Raw genomic sequence first — 15,496 nt, forward strand, 5'->3', positions numbered from 1 at the left:
GGGTTTTTTGCCCCGGGCCGGGGGCGATCCTTTGTCGCTTCGGGGGCCCCGGGCGGCGGCGGGTGGTTTGTGATGTTAAAAGGGGGGGGGGCGGGCCCGGGGGGGGGGGGGGCGGGGCCCCCGGCCCCGGCCCGCCGCCTCACATGCTCGCGATCAGCCGCTCCACCCGCTCGTCGTACGCCCGGAACGGGTCCTTGCACAGCACCGTCCGCTGCGCCTGGTCGTTCAGCTTCAGGTGCACCCAGTCGACGGTGAAGTCCCGCCGCTTCTCCTGCGCGTGCCGGATGAACTCACCCCGCAGCCGCGCCCGGGTGGTCTGCGGCGGCGTCTCCTTCGCCTCGAAGATCTCCGGGTCGGTGGCCACCCGGTCCACCTCGCCGCGCCGCTCCAGCAGCCCGTACAGGCCCCGCCCACGCCGCAGGTCGTGATACGCCAGATCCATCTGCGCCACCCGCGGGTGCGACAGCGGCAGGTCGTGCTTGCGCTGATACCGCTCGATCAGGCGCAGCTTCGTCACCCAGTCGATCTCCCGGGCCACCGGGTCCAGGTCCCCGGTCTCCACCGCCCGCAGCACCCGCGCCCAGAGATCCACCACCCGCTTCGCGGTCTGGTCCCCGCCCCGGCGCTCCACGAACTCCGTCGCCTTCGCCAGGTATTCCTGCTGGATCTCCAGCGCGGAGACCTCCTTGCCGGAGGCCAGGCGCACCTTGCGCCGGCCGGTGATATCGTGCGACACCTCGCGGATCGCCCGGATCGGGTTCTCCAGCGTCAGGTCCCGCATCACCACCCCGGCCTCGATCATCCGCAGCACGATGTCCGCGGTGCCCACCTTCAGCAGCGTGGTCACCTCGTTCATGTTCGAGTCGCCGACGATCACGTGCAGACGCCGGTACCGCTCCGCGTCCGCGTGCGGCTCGTCCCGGGTGTTGATGATCGGCCGGCTCCGGGTGGTCGCCGAGGAGACGCCCTCCCAGATGTGCTCGGCCCGCTGCGACAGGCAGTAGACCGCCCCGCGTGGCGTCTGCAGCACCTTCCCCGCGCCGCAGATCAACTGCCGGGTGACCAGGAACGGGATCAGCACGTCGGCGAGCCGGCCGAACTCGCCGTGCCGGGACACCAGATAGTTCTCGTGGCAGCCGTACGAGTTGCCGGCCGAGTCGGTGTTGTTCTTGAACAGGTAGATCTCACCCGCGATGCCCTCGTCGTGCAGCCGCTTCTCCGCGTCGACGAGCAGCCCCTCCAGGATCCGCTCCCCCGCCCGGTCGTGGGCCACCAGATCGGTCACCGAGTCGCATTCCGGCGTCGCGTACTCCGGGTGCGAGCCCACGTCCAGGTAGAGCCGGGCCCCGTTGCGCAGAAACACGTTGCTCGATCGGCCCCACGACACCACCCGCCGGAACAGGTATCGCGCGACCTCGTCGGGGGACAGCCGGCGCTGCCCGCGATAGGTGCAGGTGACGCCGTACTCGGTCTCGAGGCCGAAGATTCGCCGCTCCATGATGTGACATTAGCCGCCCGGGGCCTCAGATGGGCAGCGCTCAACCCAGTGGTCTCATCCGCACCGGGCCGGGCATTCCCCGCGTCCGCGCATCCCACCGCCGGGTACGGTCCCAGCCGTGAGAATCCTCGTCACCGGCGGCGCCGGCTTCATCGGATCGGCGTACGTCCGGCGGCTGCTCACCGGCGCCGAGCCGGACCTGCCGGTGGACGCCCTCACCGTGCTCGACGCCTGGACCTACGCCGCCACCGACGCCGCGCTCGACCCGGTGCGCGCCGACCCCCGGCTGCGGGTCGTCCGCGGCGACATCCGCGACGCCGCCCTCGTCGACGCCACCGTCCCCGGTCACGACGTCGTCGTGCACCTCGCCGCCGAATCCCACGTCGACCGCTCCATCACCGACGCCGCCCCGTTCGTCACCACCAACGTGGTCGGCACTCAGATCCTGCTCGACGCCGCCCTGCGCCACGGGGTCGGCCGGTTCGTGCAGGTCTCCACCGACGAGGTGTACGGGTCCATCGACACCGGCTCCTGGACCGAGCAGACGCCGCTGCGGCCCAGTTCCCCCTACTCGGCCAGCAAGGCCGGCGCCGACCTGCTCGCCCTCGCCTACCACCGCACCCACGGCCTCGACGTCGTCATCACCCGCGGCGCCAACACCTACGGCCCGTACCAGTACCCCGAAAAGATCGTGCCGCTGTTCGTCACCAACCTGCTCGACGGGCACGACGTGCCGCTGTACGGCGACGGCGGCAACGTCCGCGACTGGCTGCACGTCGACGACCACTGCCACGGCATCGCGCTGGCCCAGCTCCACGGCCGGGTCGGCGGCGTCTACCACCTCGGCAGCGGCACCGAACTGACCAACCGGGAACTCACCGGCCGCCTCCTCGCCGCCTGCGGCGCCGGCTGGGACCGCGTCCGGCCGGTCGCCGACCGTCGGGGCCACGACCGCCGCTACTCGCTGGACTGCACCACCACCCGCCGCGAACTCGGCTGGGTGCCCACCGTCGACCTGGACGGCGGGCTCGCCGAGACGGTCGACTGGTACCGGACCAACCGCGCCTGGTGGCAGCCGCTCCAGCCGCACCGCTGACCCGCCGGGCCGCTACGGCCAAGCCCGGCACGTCCCCCGGGATCCGCCGCCGCCTCGCCGCGCGACGTCTGCCGGCCCGGCCCGCCACGGGCGGCATGCCGCGCCGCACAGGGCGCGCGCCGGGCCCGACCGTCAGTCGCCCGACTGCTCGCCCTGCTGGCCCTCCAGGTCCGCCGAACCAGCCGACGTGGTCGGCTTCTTCGCCTCCTCGGTGGGCGAAGTCGGGGTCTGCGCCCGCCCCGGCGCCGGCGCGGTGTCCGCGCTCGCGTCCCCCTCCAGCAGCGCGGTCAACGCCGCCCCGGTCACCCGCCGGAACGTCCGCCCCACCCGGCGGCGGTCCAGCACCGCCACCTCCATCTGGTTCGCGGCGATGGCACGGGCCGTCCCGCCCTCCCCGCCGACGCTGCCGAGCGCCTTCACCGCGGCCCGGATCGCCTCGGACAGCGACATCTCCGGCCGGTGCTCGTTCTTCAGCACCCCGGTGATCGACTCGGCCTGGCCACCCATCGCCATCCGGCCCGGCTCGTCGTTGACCGAACCGTCGTACGTCACCCGGTAGAGCGAATCGTCGTCCGGCGTGGCGCCCACCTCCGCCACGCAGACCTCCACCTCGAACGGCTTCGACTGCTCGGTGAAGATGGCACCCAGCGTCTGCGCGTACGCGTTGGCCAGCGCCAGGCCGGTGACGTCCCGCCGGTCGTAGCTCAGGCCGTTCAGATCGGCCATCCGCACCCCGGCCCGGCGCAGGTTCTCGAACTCGTTGTAGCGGCCCACCGCCGCGAAACCGATCCGGTCGTAGATCTCGCTGACCTTGTGCAGGGTGCTGGACAGGTTCTCCGCGACGAAGAGCACCCCGCCCTCGTAGCTCAGGACCACCGCGCTCCGGCCCCGGGCGATGCCCTTGCGGGCCAACTCGGAGCGGTCGCGCATGATCTGCTCGGGCGAGGCGTAGAACTGCATGGCCACGGCGGCGGTTCTCCTTCGGGCGCTGTGTTGCGGACTGCTGACGGGTGAGGTGGGAGCGGGGTCAGCCGCCCGGGTTCTCCATCCGGCCGGCCACGACGCTCTCCGCGGTCGCCGCCGTCTCGGCCTCGGTGAGCCGGTGCGTGCCCTCCGCCGTCGCGGTCATCACCACCGGGTAGATCCGGCGGGTCAGGTCCGGGCCACCGGTCGCGGTGTCGTCGTCGGCCGCGTCGTAGAGCGCCTCGACGGCGAGCCGCACCGCGTCGTCGATCGACAGGCCCGCCCGGAACCGCTTCTTCAACGCCGACTTGGCGAACAGCGAGCCGGACCCGATCGCGTCGTAGCCGGTCTCCTCGTACGGGCCGCCGGTCACGTCGAAGCTGAAGATCCGGCCGGCCCGGGCCGGGTCGCTGGCCGCCAGGTCGAACCCGGCGAACAGCGGAATGACCGCGAGGCCCTGCATCGCCGCGCCCAGGTTGCCGCGGATCATCGCGGCCAGCCGGTTGGCCTTGCCGTCGAGCGAGAGCATGGCGCCCTCGATCTTCTCGTAGTGCTCGAGTTCCACCTGGAACAGTCGCATCAGCTCGATGCCGATGCCCGCGGTGCCCGCGATGCCGACCAGCGAGTACGCGTCGGCCGGGTGCACCTTCTCGATGTCCCGCTGGGCGATCAGGTTGCCCATCGTGGCGCGCCGGTCGCCGGCCATCACCACGCCACCGGCGGCCGAGATGGCCACGATGGTCGTCGCGTGCGGCGCCATGTCGGCGGCCATGCCGGGCGGCAGCGGCCGCCGGCCGGGCAGCATCTCGGGGGCCACCTTGCTCAGGAACGCTGTGAAGGAGGACGTCCCCGCGTTGGTGAACACATCTGGTAGACGCCCGGATGGATCAAAACCCGCTGCCACGTGGTTCCTCTCAGGTACGTGATCGCCCTGGCCAGCCGCACGGGACTGTCACGGAACTGGCCAAGACCACCGTTGCAGTTGAAGCAGAGTATCCCGCGCACCCATCCGGTGCGATGATCGTGGTCCAGATGTTGCGGGTCCGCCGCGCCACAGATCGCGCACGTACCACCTTGCTCGGCCAGGAGCTCGTCGAACTCCTTCTGCCCTACCCCGTAACGCTGGCGCAGGTGGTACTCGCGATTGCCGCCGTAGAGCCGCTGCTTGGTCTCGCTGGTACGTGTGTTGTGACAGGGCTTGCAGTACGTGGCGTAACCCGTGCTGTCGGAGCGATTGCGCGGAAAGTCAGCCACGGGCTTGACGGTTCCACAGTCGGCGCAGAAGCGGTGGCCGTCCGGGAGTTCCCGGGCAGGCTTCACCTCTCGGCCGTACCTCTCGCTCACTCGCTTGGCGTAACTGGCCTTCGACCGCTCGTTGAAGCAGGGCTTGCAATAGCTGCCGCGACCGCTGGGACGTTTGCTGCTCGCGCAGAATTCATCGAGCATCTTCCATTCCCCGCAGTCGCGGCAACGGCGCCGGCCGTCTCGATCATCCAAGGGAAGCGGCATGTCCGTTTCGCCCCGGTATGATCACTGACCGCCTTTTTGTACGTATCCCCTCACGAACTCTTCTGCGTTCTCCTCCAGGACGGAGTCGATCTCGTCGAGCAGGTCGTCGACGTCCTCGGTGATCTCGGCGTGCCGCTCGGCAACCTCGGGGTTGGCCTGCGCGGTGGCCTCCTCGACCTCCTCGTGCGACTTGCCGTGCTGGGTCTGGCCGCCTTCTTGGGTCGCCATCGTTGCCTCCTCCACGATCCCTGCGATCAACTTACCTCGCGCAGACGACGAAAAGCCCGTCGCGCGCCGGGTTCCAGCGCGGGACGGGCTTTCCGGCATCCGGCTCAGCCGCCGGTCAGCGTCTCCAGCAGGTCCTTGGCGCTCTCGCACCGGTCGAAGAGCTGCCCGACGTGCTTGCGGGTGCCCCGCTCGGGTTCCATCATCGGCACCCGGACCAGCGACTCCCGGCCCACGTCGAAGATGACCGAGTCCCAGCTCGCGGCGACCACCTCGGAGGCGTACTGGGCCAGGCAGCGGCCGCGGAAGTAGGCCCGGGTGTCCTCCGGCGGTTCGGTCATCGCGGTGCGGCTCTGCTCGTCGCTGAGCAGCGTCCGCATCGCGCCGCGGGTCACCAGCCGGTGGTAGAGCCCCTTCTCCGGCCGGACGTCGGAGTACTGGAGGTCGACCAGCTGGAGCTTGTGCGCGCCCCAACCGAGCTTCTCCCGCTCCCGGTAGCCCTCCAGCAGCCGCAGCTTGGCCACCCAGTCCAGCTCGTCGGCGCAGAGGAAGGCATCGCGGCCGAGTCGGTCGAGCACACTCTCCCAGCGGTCGAGCACGTCGGCGGTCTGCTCGTCGACGTCGGTGCCGTACCGGTCGTCCACGAAGGACCGGACCCGCTCCAGGTACGCCCACTGGACGTCCAGGGCGGTCAGCCTGCGGCCGTCGCGCATCCGCATGAGGTGCTTGAGCGACGGGTCGTGGCTGACCGCGCGCAGCTCACTGACCGGGTCGGCGATGCCGAGGTCGGGGCCGAGCGCCTTCGCCTCGATCATGGTGAGGATCAGCGCGGTGGCGCCGACCTTGAGGTACGTGGAGATCTCCGACAGGTTGGCGTCGCCGATGATGACGTGGAGCCGGCGGTACTTGTCGGCGTCCGCGTGCGGCTCGTCGCGGGTGTTGATGATCGGCCGCTTGAGGGTGGTCTCCAGCCCCACCTCGACCTCGAAGAAGTCTGCCCGCTGGGAGATCTGGAAGCCGCTCTGGCCGCCGTCCTGGCCGATGCCGACCCGGCCGGCGCCGCAGACCACCTGACGGGTGACGAAGAACGGCGTCAGGTACGCCACGATGTCGGCGAACGGGGTCTGCCGCCGCATCAGGTAGTTCTCGTGGGCGCCGTAGCTGGCGCCCTTGTTGTCGGTGTTGTTCTTGTAGAGGTGGATCGGGTGGGTGCCCGGGATGGTGGCGGCCCGCCGGGCCGCCTCGGCCATCACCCGCTCTCCCGCCTTGTCCCAGCGGACCAGGTCCAGGGGGTTGGTCACCTCGGGGGTGGAGTACTCCGGGTGGGCGTGGTCGACGTACAGCCGGGCCCCGTTGGTGAGTATGACGTTGGCCAGCCCCAGGTCCTCGTCGGCGAGCGCCTCAGCCGGGTCGTACGCAGCGCCGGAGTAGGTGAAGCCGCGGGCGTCGCGCAGCGGCGACTCCTCCTCGTAGTCCCAGCGGGCCCGGCCACCCCGGTTGAGTTCCGGGCGCGCCCCGTAGGCGTTGACCACCTGCGAGGAGGTGACCATCGGGTTGGCCCCGGCCTGGCCGGGCACGGAGATGCCGTACTCGACCTCGGTGCCCATGATCCGTCTTACGCTCATCGACCTACCCGCTCCGCTCGCCGTCCCGGTCCCCCGTCACGTCGAGCGTAGTCGTCGTCACGCAGGAAGGGGGCGTGGCGGCCCGGGGCGTACGGTGTGGCGGCTCGCGCCACCGCCTCCCTGCGGTCGGCGCCGGCGTGCGGCATCACGGCGCTGAGCATGATGGTTCGCTCGCTGCGCTCGCTCACGGCGGGGCCGGACGCGGACGCGCGGAGGCCCGCGGCGCGGGCGCCACGGGCCTCCGGTCGTGCGTCGGACTACAGGTACTGGCCGGTGTTGCTGGCGGTCTCTATCGACCTGCCGGCCTCGGCGCCCTTGCCGCCGGAGACGAGCGTGCGGATGTAGACGATCCGCTCGCCCTTCTTGCCGGAGATGCGCGCCCAGTCGTCCGGGTTGGTCGTGTTGGGCAGGTCCTCGTTCTCGCGGAACTCGTCGACGCAGGCGTCGAGCAGGTGCTGCAGCCGCAGCCCCTTGCGCCCGGAGGTGAGGAACTCCTTGATGGCCATCTTCTTGCCCCGGTCGACAATGTTCTGGATCATCGCGCCGGAGTTGAAGTCCTTGAAGTAGAGGACTTCCTTGTCGCCGTTGGCGTAGGTGACCTCGAGGAACCGGTTCTCCTCGGTCTCCGAGTACATCCGCAGCACCACCGCGTCGATCATCGCGGCGACGGTGGCCTGCGGGTCGCCACCGTGCTCGGCCAGGTCGTCCGCGTGCAGCGGCAGACCCGCCAGGATGTACTTGGAGAAGATGTCCTTGGCCGCCTCGGCGTCCGGCCGCTCGATCTTGATCTTCACGTCGAGCCGGCCGGGACGCAGGATCGCCGGGTCGATCATGTCTTCCCGGTTGGAGGCGCCGATGACGATGACGTTCTCCAGGCCCTCCACGCCGTCGATCTCGCTGAGCAACTGCGGGACGATGGTGTTCTCCACGTCGGAGGAGACGCCGGAACCGCGGGTGCGGAACACGGAGTCCATCTCGTCGAAGAACACGATCACCGGGGTGCCCTCGCCGGCCTTCTCCCGCGCCCGCTGGAAGATCAACCGGATGTGCCGCTCGGTCTCGCCGACGTACTTGTTGAGCAGTTCGGGACCCTTGATGTTGAGGAAGAAGCTGGTGTGCTTCTCCTCGCCGCGCCGCTCGGCGATCTTCTTGGCCAGCGAGTTGGCCACCGCCTTGGCGATCAGGGTCTTGCCGCAGCCGGGCGGGCCGTAGAGCAGGATGCCCTTCGGCGGCCGGAGCTGGTGCTCGCGGAACAGGTCGGAGTGCAGGAACGGCAGTTCCACAGCGTCGCGGATCTGCTCGATCTGCGCCTGGAGGCCACCGATGTCCTCGTAGCCGACGTCGGGCACCTCCTCCAGGACGAGCTCCTCGACCTCGCTCTTCGGGATCCGCTCATAGGCGTACGCCGAGCGGGGCTCGATCATCAGCGAGTCGCCGGCCCTTATCGAGGTGCCGATCAGGGTCTCCGCGAGGTGCACGATCCGCTCCTCGTCGGAGTGGGAGACCACCAGCGCCCGGTCACCGGGAGCGCCGTCGGGCCCGGCGAGCACCTCCTTGAGCATCACCACCTCGCCGACCCGCTCGTAGCCGAACGCGTCCACGATGTTGAGCGCGTCGTTGAGCAGGACCTCCTGGCCGCGACGCAGCTCGTCGACGTCCAGCGAGGGCGAGACGGCAACCCGAAGCTTGCGCCCGCCGGTGAAGACGTCCACCGTGCCGTCGTCGTGCTTGGCCAGGAAGACGCCGTAGCCACTCGGGGGCTGTGCGAGGCGGTCGATCTCCTCCTTGAGCGTCACGATCTGCGCGCGAGCCTCCTTGAGGGTGCTCACGAGCCGCTCGTTGTTCTCGGTTAGCCGCGCCAACTGGGCCTGGGTGGCCGCCAGCCGCTCCTCGAGCTGCCGGACGTGTCGGGGGCTTTCGGTCAACTTGCGCCGCACCAGGGCGAGTTCCTCTTGCAGGAACGCGACCTGCGTGGAGAGATCGTGGGCCTCCTTCTCCCACCGTGCGGCGCGCGAGTCCGCGTCGTCGCTGCGTGCCACGTCCCACCTCCCCGGGGGGCTCGAACGTTCTGAGCTAACACTAGCCGCTGTGAGCCCGATTCGGTCCTCCGCAACGCGCCCGTCACCGAAGCTTGATCGCCAAGGGCTGGTCGCCGGGCGGGTACGGCCGTTCGGGTACCGTCGGGGCGTGGTACGGGAGAACATGGGGGGTGCACCGGTGGCAGAGGTCGCGACGGACCAGCTTCAGGTCTGGGTGGACCAGGATCTCTGCACGGGCGACGGGCTGTGCGTGCAGTACGCGCCCGAGGTCTTCGAGTTCGACCTGGACGGCCTGGCGTACGTCAAGGGCTCCGACGGCGAGCTGCAGCTGGCCCCGGGGGCCCGGGTGGACGTGCCGGAGCACCTGCGCCTCGAGGTGATCGACTCGGCGAAGGAATGCCCGGGCGAGTGCATCCACGTGGTGCGCGCCGGCGACGGTGTCGAGGTGGCCGGGCCGGACGCCGAGGACTGACCCCCGGTTCGGGGCGGTGCGGGCCGGGGACGGACGTCCCCGGCCCGCCGCCGTCTCTACAGCAGGGGGCGGCCGACGACCGAGGCGACCATCCGGGCGAACTCCTCCAGCCGGGCGATCTGCCCGGCGCCGCCGTCGTCGAGGGTCTTGCCGAACCGTAGCGCGTCGTGCCGGGGCGCGCCGGTGATCTCGTCGCCGGGCGGCGCCTCGTCTAGCGAGCTGAGCAGCAGGTAGACGTCGATGCTGTCGACCCGGATCGCGCCGTTGTCGGTGCGGGTGAGCCGCCGCCGGCAGCCCACCTCGGTGATCGTGGAGACCGGCACCACCCGCAGCGAGGAGGTCATCGACCCGGGCGGCCCCTCGCCGGGCGGCACGTCCTCGCCGTGCCAGAGGACCAGGCGGCTGCCGTCACAGACGACCACCTCCTGCCACACCCCGTTGACCTCGTTGACGAAGCGTTCCAGGGTGAAGCCGAGCACGGAGGCACCGCGCAGCACCCCGCCGAGGGCCTCCAGGGCGATGTCGGGATCGCGCAGGTACGCCCGCGTGGCCGACTCCAGATCGGCGTAGGGCGACCAGTCGGGAAAGACGGCGGGCAGGTCGCCGTTGCCGTAGCCGGGGGTGCTCATGCCGCCGCCTCCCTCCGGCTGGCGACGGGAGAGTCGGCCGCGCCGAGCCCGACGGTCCGCTCGCTGCGCTCACTCGTCCCGCTGCCGCGCCGCCGCCGGTCCCGCCCGCCCGGACGGGCCCGGCGTCCGCCGCACGCCGTTCGCTCGCTCATGCCACCGTCTCCGCCCGTTCGGTGTCGTCCCCGCCGGGACACATGATCCGCTCGCTCATGCCCGTCCGTGCCGCCGGGGGGTCACGCCTCGCCCGGCTCCTGCTCCGGCCCGGCCGCCGCCTGCCGGGCCGCCTCCGCCTCGCGCAGGGCCTGCCGGCGCTGGACGTACGCCTCGGTGCCCTTGCTTGGCTTGCGGCGCCGCGGCGGGGCGGTGACCCCGGGGGCGAGCTTGCGCGCGGAGACCAGGAACGCGGTGTGCGCGATCATGCGGTGGTCGGGGCGCACGGCCAGCCCTTCGGCGTGCCAGTCCCGCACCAGGGACTCCCAGGCGCGCGGCTCGGTCCAGCCGCCACGCTCGCGCAGCGCCTCGACCAGCTCGGACAGCTGCGGGGTGGTGGCCACGTACCCGATGAGGACGCCGCCGGGGACGAGTGCCCGCTCGACCATGTCGAGCATCTCCCACGGGGTGAGCATGTCCAGGATGATCCGGTCGAAGCCGGTCTCCGGGCACTCGGCGACGTCGCCGACGTGCAGCCGCCAGGCCGGGTGCGGGCCGTTGAAGAACGCCTCGACGTTCCGCTCGGCGATCTTGGCGAAATCCTCCCGCAGCTCGAACGAGTGCAGCTCGCCCTCGGTACCGACCGCGCGCAGCAGCGAGCAGGACAGCGCGCCGGAGCCGGCGCCGGCCTCGAGGACCTTCGCACCGGGGAAGATGTCGCCCATCATGACGATCTGCGCCGCGTCCTTCGGGTAGATCACCTGGGCGCCGCGCGGCATGGACAGCACGTAGTCCGACAGCAGCGGCCGCAGGGCCAGGAACGCCGTGCCGCCGCCCGCGGTGGTGACCACACTGCCGTCGGGCAGGCCGATCAGCGTGTCGTGCTTGAGGATCCCCCGGTGGGTGTGGAACTCCTTGCCGGGCTCCAGCGTCACGGTGTGCATCCGGCCCTTCGGGTCGGTCAGCTGCACCCGGTCACCGGGCCGGAACGGCCCCCGGTGCACGGGAGGCAGCGCCGCGGCGGCGGGGTCGGCCGGGACGGCGGAGGAATGTGCGGTCACGTGTTCGTCTTCCGTTTGGGTTCCAGGAGCTGAGCCAGATCCGCGATGTGCAGAACGCCGACGACATCTTCGCCTGCCGTCACCACGTACTGTGCGCCCGGGTGGGTCCGCACGATCTCCATCACGCGTTCGCCGTCCGCGCCCACCGGCAGGGCGGGCAGGGAGGCCAGGTCGCGGGAGACCGCGTCCACCGCCAGCCAGGGCTGCCGTTCCGGCGGTACGGCGGCGGCCCGGGCCGGGTCGACCAGGGCGACCGGCCGGCCCGCGGAGTCGACGACGGTGAGTGCCGCGTCGGGAACCGGTCCCTCGGCGCGGCGGCGCTGCGCCTCCGCCAGGGGGGTGCCGCTGGGCACGGGCAGCACCGGGCGGGCCAGCCGGGACAGGTCGACCAGCGGCAGGCGCCGGCTGATCCGGGCCATCCGGATGGACTGCCCGGCGCCGCGCCACAGGGTGACGGCGACCAGCAGCATCAGCGGCAGAGCCAGCGGCGCGATCGCCCGGCGCAGGGTGAGCAGCACGACCACGGCCAGGGTGGCGACGGCCACGGCCCGACCGACCCAGCCGGCCACCTCGGTGCCGCGGTGCCGGTCCCGGGTGAGCGCCCAGACGGCGGCGCGCAGCGCCCGCCCGCCGTCCAGCGGCAGCCCGGGCAGGCTGTTGAACACCGCGACGATCACGTTGCTGACCGCCAACTGGAAGGCGAGCTGGTGGGCGAGGGTGCCGGCGGGCAGCGCGAGGGTGGCCGCCACGGCGGCGACGCCGAGCACCGCGGACACGGCCGGGCCGGCGAGGGAGACCAGCAGGTCGACCCGGGGGCTGGGGGCGTCCCGGTCCATCTCGGTGTACCCGCCGAGCAGCTCCAGGGTGATCCCGCGCACACCGATGCCGTACCGGCGGGCGGTCAGGGCGTGCCCGAGCTCGTGCAGCAGCACCGAACCGAGCAGGGAGACCACGAAGCCCAGGCCGACCAGCCAGCCGCCGAGCTGACCCACCTCGAGCTGCCGGCGGGCCAGGCTGGCGTACAGGACGGTGACGACCAGGGTGAGCAGGAGCATCGAGGCGTCCACGCGCAGCGGCACCCCGAACACCCGACCGATGGTCAGCCCGGGCCGGCGCGGTGGTCGGGACCTGTGCTCCACCGGGTCGATGCTACGCGGCGGCGATCATGCACCGGTGCGGCGACGTCGGCCCTGTCACACCGGTGCCCTAACCTTCCGGGCATGACGGCGGAACCGGTGATCGACACACAGGACTCCCCGACCGCGGCGGTGGCGCCATCCACGGTGCGGGCGTCGCTGTCGCCGTCGCGGGCGGCGGATTTCAAGACCTGCCCGCTGCTCTACCGGTTCCGCAGCATCGACCGGCTGCCCGAGCGTCCCACCGTCGAGCAGGCCCGGGGCACGCTGGTGCACGCGGTGCTGGAGCGGCTGTTCGACCTGCCAGCGGCGGCGCGTACCCCGCAGTCGGCCGGTGACCTGGTCGCCCCGCAGTGGGACCGGCTGGTCACCGAGCAGCCGGAGCTGGCGACGCTGTTCGCCGCGGACGACACGGCGGGGGCGGCGGAGTTCCTCCGCTCGGCCGCGGCGCTGCTGCAGGGCTACTTCGCGGTGGAGGACCCGCGCCGGCTGGAGCCGGCCGAGCGGGAGGCGTTGATCTCCGCGGTGGTCGACGAGGAGCTGCTGATCCGCGGCTACCTGGACCGGCTCGACGTGGCCCCCGACGGCGCGCTGCGGGTGGTCGACTACAAGACCGGCGGGGCACCGCGGGAGGCGTTCGAGGCGCGGGCGCTGTTCCAGCTCAAGTTCTACGCCCTGGTGCTGTGGCGGACCCGCGGCGTGGTGCCGCGCGTGCTGCGGCTGCTCTACCTCAAGGACGCCGAGGTGTGCGACTACACCCCGGACGCGGAGGAGCTACTCCGGTTCGAACGCACGGTGGTGGCGCTCTGGCAGGCGATCGAGCAGGCCACCGCGCGGCAGGATTTCCGCCCACGGCCGAGCCGGCTCTGCGACTGGTGCAGCCACCAAGCGCTCTGCCCCAGCTTCGGCGGGACCCCGCCGCCGTTCCCGGCCGCCGGCGCGGGTGACCCGCTGACCGACACCCGGTCCCGGCCGGTCGCCCCCGGAGCGGACGAGTGACCCTCCTTCTCACGGAGGAGGCCGGGTTCGGCATCGGCGACGAGGGGGCGCGCCGGGCGGCGGATAGCGTCGTGGCATGACCAACCGGGTGCGGGCCTGGGCCCACCGTCGACCGCTGGCCGTCGACGCCGGCACGGCGGTCGCCCTGGTGCTGCTCTCCACGGTGTTGCTGCTGCTGGCGCCGCCCGAGCTACGGCCCGCGCAGCTGTGGACGGCGCTGGGCTGGAGCGCGGTAGGCGCGTTCCCGGTGGCGCTGCGCCGGGTCGCGCCGTGGCCGGCGGTGGCCGCGGCGGTGGCCACCCTGGCCGTGCCGGTGCTGCTGCGGCAGGCGCCGGCCACCCAGAGCCTGACCTTCATCGTGCTCACCTACACGATGGCCGCGCACCAGCGGCCGCGCCCGGCCACCCTGGCCGCGCTGCTGCTGTGGGTGCCGGTGGTGCTGGCCAACCTCGCCGCGCCGCTGAAGGGCGTGCTCGACATGGGCCCGGCGTACCTGGTCCTCAACAACCTGCTCACCGCGTCGGTGGCGTACGCGGTGGGCCGGGCGGTGCAGGCGCGCCGGCAGTCCACCCGGATGCTGCGCGAACGGGCCCGGATCGCCGAGGCGAACCAGCGGTCCCTCGCCGAGCAGGCCGTCGCCGACGAGCGGCGCCGGATCGCCCGGGAGCTGCACGACGTGGTCGCCCACCAGGTCAGCGTGATGGGGGTGCTGGCCACCGGGGCGCGCCGGGTGCTGCGCCGGGACCCGGACGCTGCGGACGAGGCGATGGCCACGGTCGAGGAGACCGGTCGGGCCACCCTGCGCGAGCTGCGCCGGCTGCTGGACGTGCTGCGCACCGACGCCGAACCGACCGCCGACCTGACCCCGCAGCCGGGCCTGACCGGCATCGAGGCCCTCGTCGAGCAGGTCCGGGAGGCGGGCCTGCCGGTGACGCTGCGGATCGACGGCACGCCGGGGCCGATGGAGGAGGGCGTGGCGCTGACCGTCTACCGGATCGTGCAGGAGGCCCTGACCAACGCGCTCAAGCATGCCGGCCGGGCCACCGCGCTGGTCCAGCTCACCGTCGCCGACGGCGTCCTGGCGGTGGAGGTCACCGACACCGGCCGGGGCCCGACGCCGGCGGCCGACCGGATCGGGCACGGGCTGGTCGGCATGCGGGAACGGGTCGCCCTCTACGGTGGGATCCTGCGGACCGGTCCGCGACCGGGCGGCGGCTTCCGCGTGTACGCGCGGATCCCGCTCGAGTCCGCCGGGGCGGTACCGGCATGACCGTTCCCGGCCCGACCGGCACGACGAGGGATGACGGATGACCGACAGCACGGCGCAGCCACGACCGGTGCGGATCCTGCTCGCCGACGACCAGCCGCTGTTGCGTACCGGCTTCCGGATGGTGCTCGGCACCGAGGACGACCTGGACATCGTGGCCGAGGCCGGCGACGGGCTGGAGGCGGTGGAGCTGTCCCGCCGGCTGCTGCCCGACGTGGTGCTGATGGACATCCGGATGCCGCGGATGGACGGGGTGGCGGCGACCCGGGCGATCGTGGACGCCCGGCTGCCGGTGCGCGTGCTCATCCTCACCACCTTCGACCTGGACGAGTACGTGGTCGGCGCGTTGCGGGCCGGGGCGAGCGGCTTCCTGGCCAAGGACGTACCGGCGGAGGATCTGGTCACCGCGATCCGGACGGTGGCCGCCGGGGAGGCGGTGGTGGCACCCCGGATCCTGCAGCGGCTGCTGGACCGCTTCGCCGACATGCTGCCCGACCCGGCGGCCACCCCGCCCAAGGCCCTCAACTCGCTGACCGAGCGCGAGCGGGAGGTGCTGGTGCAGGTGGCCCGCGGGCTATCCAACGCGGAGATCGCCCGGGCCCTGTCGGTCAGCGAAACCACCATCAAGACCCACGTCGGGCACGTGCTGACCAAACTGGGGCTGCGGGACCGGGTGCAGGCGGTGGTGCTGGCGTACGAGACGGGGCTGGTGCGCCCCGGCGGCTGAGTGTTCCGACCGGGTGGCGACCGTCACCTACCGTGACCATCGTCCGGCCGGCAGGGTTGACCGTGACGTGGCGTCAGGTCCTATCGTCGGCGCCGCCACC

General features: G+C 72.1%; 16 protein-coding genes. 5 read left to right on the plus strand and 11 right to left on the minus strand.

Features of this window, described 5'->3' with window-relative positions; all coding sequences use genetic code 11:
- Window positions 1–139: 139 nt before the first annotated feature.
- On the minus strand, window positions 140–1,498 hold the full coding sequence (pafA, locus tag ACFYM6_RS34440) for a Pup--protein ligase (RefSeq protein ID WP_073836760.1): 1,359 nt from the start codon (window positions 1,496–1,498) through the stop codon (window positions 140–142).
- A 118-nt stretch (window positions 1,499–1,616) separates the two neighbouring features.
- Here pafA and rfbB point away from each other — a divergent pair, with 118 nt between their 5' ends.
- Window positions 1,617–2,594, plus strand: coding sequence for a dTDP-glucose 4,6-dehydratase (gene rfbB, locus ACFYM6_RS34445; RefSeq protein WP_387281659.1), 978 nt, complete (start codon window positions 1,617–1,619; stop codon window positions 2,592–2,594).
- A 132-nt stretch (window positions 2,595–2,726) separates the two neighbouring features.
- Here the strand turns inward: rfbB and prcA are convergent, their stop codons facing one another.
- From prcA to arc, 6 genes are all read right to left on the minus strand, one after another.
- Window positions 2,727–3,560: a proteasome subunit alpha gene (prcA, locus tag ACFYM6_RS34450; protein ID WP_387281660.1), complete on the minus strand. Its 834-nt coding sequence runs from the start codon at window positions 3,558–3,560 to the stop codon at window positions 2,727–2,729.
- A gap of 61 nt (window positions 3,561–3,621) precedes the next feature.
- On the minus strand, window positions 3,622–4,461 hold the full coding sequence (prcB, locus tag ACFYM6_RS34455) for a proteasome subunit beta (RefSeq protein WP_387281661.1): 840 nt from the start codon (window positions 4,459–4,461) through the stop codon (window positions 3,622–3,624).
- Entirely contained in the window at window positions 4,380–5,003 is a 624-nt protein-coding gene (locus ACFYM6_RS34460; RefSeq protein WP_387281662.1) for an endonuclease VII domain-containing protein, read from the minus strand. Before ACFYM6_RS34460 ends, prcB begins: the two co-directional genes overlap by 82 nt.
- An 84-nt stretch (window positions 5,004–5,087) precedes the next feature.
- Window positions 5,088–5,294, minus strand: a complete 207-nt coding sequence (locus ACFYM6_RS34465; RefSeq protein WP_358055299.1) for a ubiquitin-like protein Pup — start codon at window positions 5,292–5,294, stop codon at window positions 5,088–5,090.
- A 104-nt stretch (window positions 5,295–5,398) separates the two neighbouring features.
- On the minus strand, window positions 5,399–6,916 hold the full coding sequence (gene dop, locus ACFYM6_RS34470; protein WP_387281663.1) for a depupylase/deamidase Dop: 1,518 nt from the start codon (window positions 6,914–6,916) through the stop codon (window positions 5,399–5,401).
- 257 nt (window positions 6,917–7,173) lie between these two features.
- On the minus strand, window positions 7,174–8,955 hold the full coding sequence (gene arc / locus ACFYM6_RS34475; protein WP_073836755.1) for a proteasome ATPase: 1,782 nt from the start codon (window positions 8,953–8,955) through the stop codon (window positions 7,174–7,176).
- 178 nt (window positions 8,956–9,133) lie between these two features.
- On the opposite strand from arc, the gene ACFYM6_RS34480 reads away from it, so the two are divergent.
- Window positions 9,134–9,427: a ferredoxin gene (locus tag ACFYM6_RS34480; RefSeq protein ID WP_387281664.1), complete on the plus strand. Its 294-nt coding sequence runs from the start codon at window positions 9,134–9,136 to the stop codon at window positions 9,425–9,427.
- 56 nt (window positions 9,428–9,483) lie between these two features.
- On the opposite strand, the gene ACFYM6_RS34485 is transcribed toward ACFYM6_RS34480, so the two are convergent.
- The 4 genes from ACFYM6_RS34485 to ACFYM6_RS34500 form a co-directional block, all read right to left on the minus strand.
- Entirely contained in the window at window positions 9,484–10,056 is a 573-nt protein-coding gene (locus tag ACFYM6_RS34485; protein WP_387281665.1) for a hypothetical protein, read from the minus strand.
- Window positions 10,053–10,208 carry a hypothetical protein gene (locus ACFYM6_RS34490; protein ID WP_387281666.1) on the minus strand — a complete coding sequence of 52 codons (156 nt, stop codon included), beginning with the start codon at window positions 10,206–10,208 and terminating at the stop codon, window positions 10,053–10,055. Before ACFYM6_RS34490 ends, ACFYM6_RS34485 begins: the two co-directional genes overlap by 4 nt.
- Window positions 10,209–10,289: 81 nt before the next feature.
- A complete protein-coding gene (locus tag ACFYM6_RS34495) occupies window positions 10,290–11,267 on the minus strand; it encodes a tRNA (adenine-N1)-methyltransferase (RefSeq protein WP_073836753.1) in 978 nt (325 codons plus the stop codon).
- Window positions 11,264–12,415, minus strand: coding sequence for a M50 family metallopeptidase (locus ACFYM6_RS34500; RefSeq protein WP_387281682.1), 1,152 nt, complete (start codon window positions 12,413–12,415; stop codon window positions 11,264–11,266). The genes ACFYM6_RS34495 and ACFYM6_RS34500 overlap by 4 nt, the downstream gene beginning before the upstream one ends.
- Window positions 12,416–12,487: 72 nt before the next feature.
- Here ACFYM6_RS34500 and ACFYM6_RS34505 point away from each other — a divergent pair, with 72 nt between their 5' ends.
- From ACFYM6_RS34505 to ACFYM6_RS34515, 3 genes are all read left to right on the plus strand, one after another.
- Entirely contained in the window at window positions 12,488–13,402 is a 915-nt protein-coding gene (locus ACFYM6_RS34505) for a RecB family exonuclease (protein ID WP_387281667.1), read from the plus strand.
- A gap of 76 nt (window positions 13,403–13,478) precedes the next feature.
- A complete protein-coding gene (locus ACFYM6_RS34510; protein WP_387281668.1) occupies window positions 13,479–14,672 on the plus strand; it encodes a sensor histidine kinase in 1,194 nt (397 codons plus the stop codon).
- Window positions 14,673–14,709: 37 nt separating this feature from the next.
- Complete coding sequence (locus ACFYM6_RS34515; protein ID WP_387281669.1) at window positions 14,710–15,396, plus strand: response regulator; 687 nt, start codon at window positions 14,710–14,712, stop codon at window positions 15,394–15,396.
- Window positions 15,397–15,496: the final 100 nt, after the last annotated feature.

It is taken from the genome of Micromonospora sp. NPDC006431, assembly GCF_042870725.1.
GTDB lineage: Bacteria > Actinomycetota > Actinomycetes > Mycobacteriales > Micromonosporaceae > Micromonospora.

Bases quoted from the DNA above. Each gene is read 5' to 3' on its own strand.
- ACFYM6_RS34465 (WP_358055299.1), bottom strand. From the start codon at position 5,294: ATGGCGACCCAAGAAGGCGGCCAGACCCAGCACGGCAAGTCGCACGAG.
- ACFYM6_RS34485 (WP_387281665.1), bottom strand. From the start codon at position 10,056: ATGAGCACCCCCGGCTACGGCAACGGCGACCTGCCCGCCGTCTTTCCC.
- ACFYM6_RS34460 (WP_387281662.1), bottom strand. From the start codon at position 5,003: ATGCTCGATGAATTCTGCGCGAGCAGCAAACGTCCCAGCGGTCGCGGC.
- ACFYM6_RS34505 (WP_387281667.1), top strand. From the start codon at position 12,488: ATGACGGCGGAACCGGTGATCGACACACAGGACTCCCCGACCGCGGCG.
- ACFYM6_RS34490 (WP_387281666.1), bottom strand. From the start codon at position 10,208: ATGAGCGAGCGAACGGCGTGCGGCGGACGCCGGGCCCGTCCGGGCGGG.
- ACFYM6_RS34510 (WP_387281668.1), top strand. From the start codon at position 13,479: ATGACCAACCGGGTGCGGGCCTGGGCCCACCGTCGACCGCTGGCCGTC.
- pafA (WP_073836760.1), bottom strand. From the start codon at position 1,498: ATGGAGCGGCGAATCTTCGGCCTCGAGACCGAGTACGGCGTCACCTGC.
- ACFYM6_RS34515 (WP_387281669.1), top strand. From the start codon at position 14,710: ATGACCGACAGCACGGCGCAGCCACGACCGGTGCGGATCCTGCTCGCC.
- dop (WP_387281663.1), bottom strand. From the start codon at position 6,916: ATGAGCGTAAGACGGATCATGGGCACCGAGGTCGAGTACGGCATCTCC.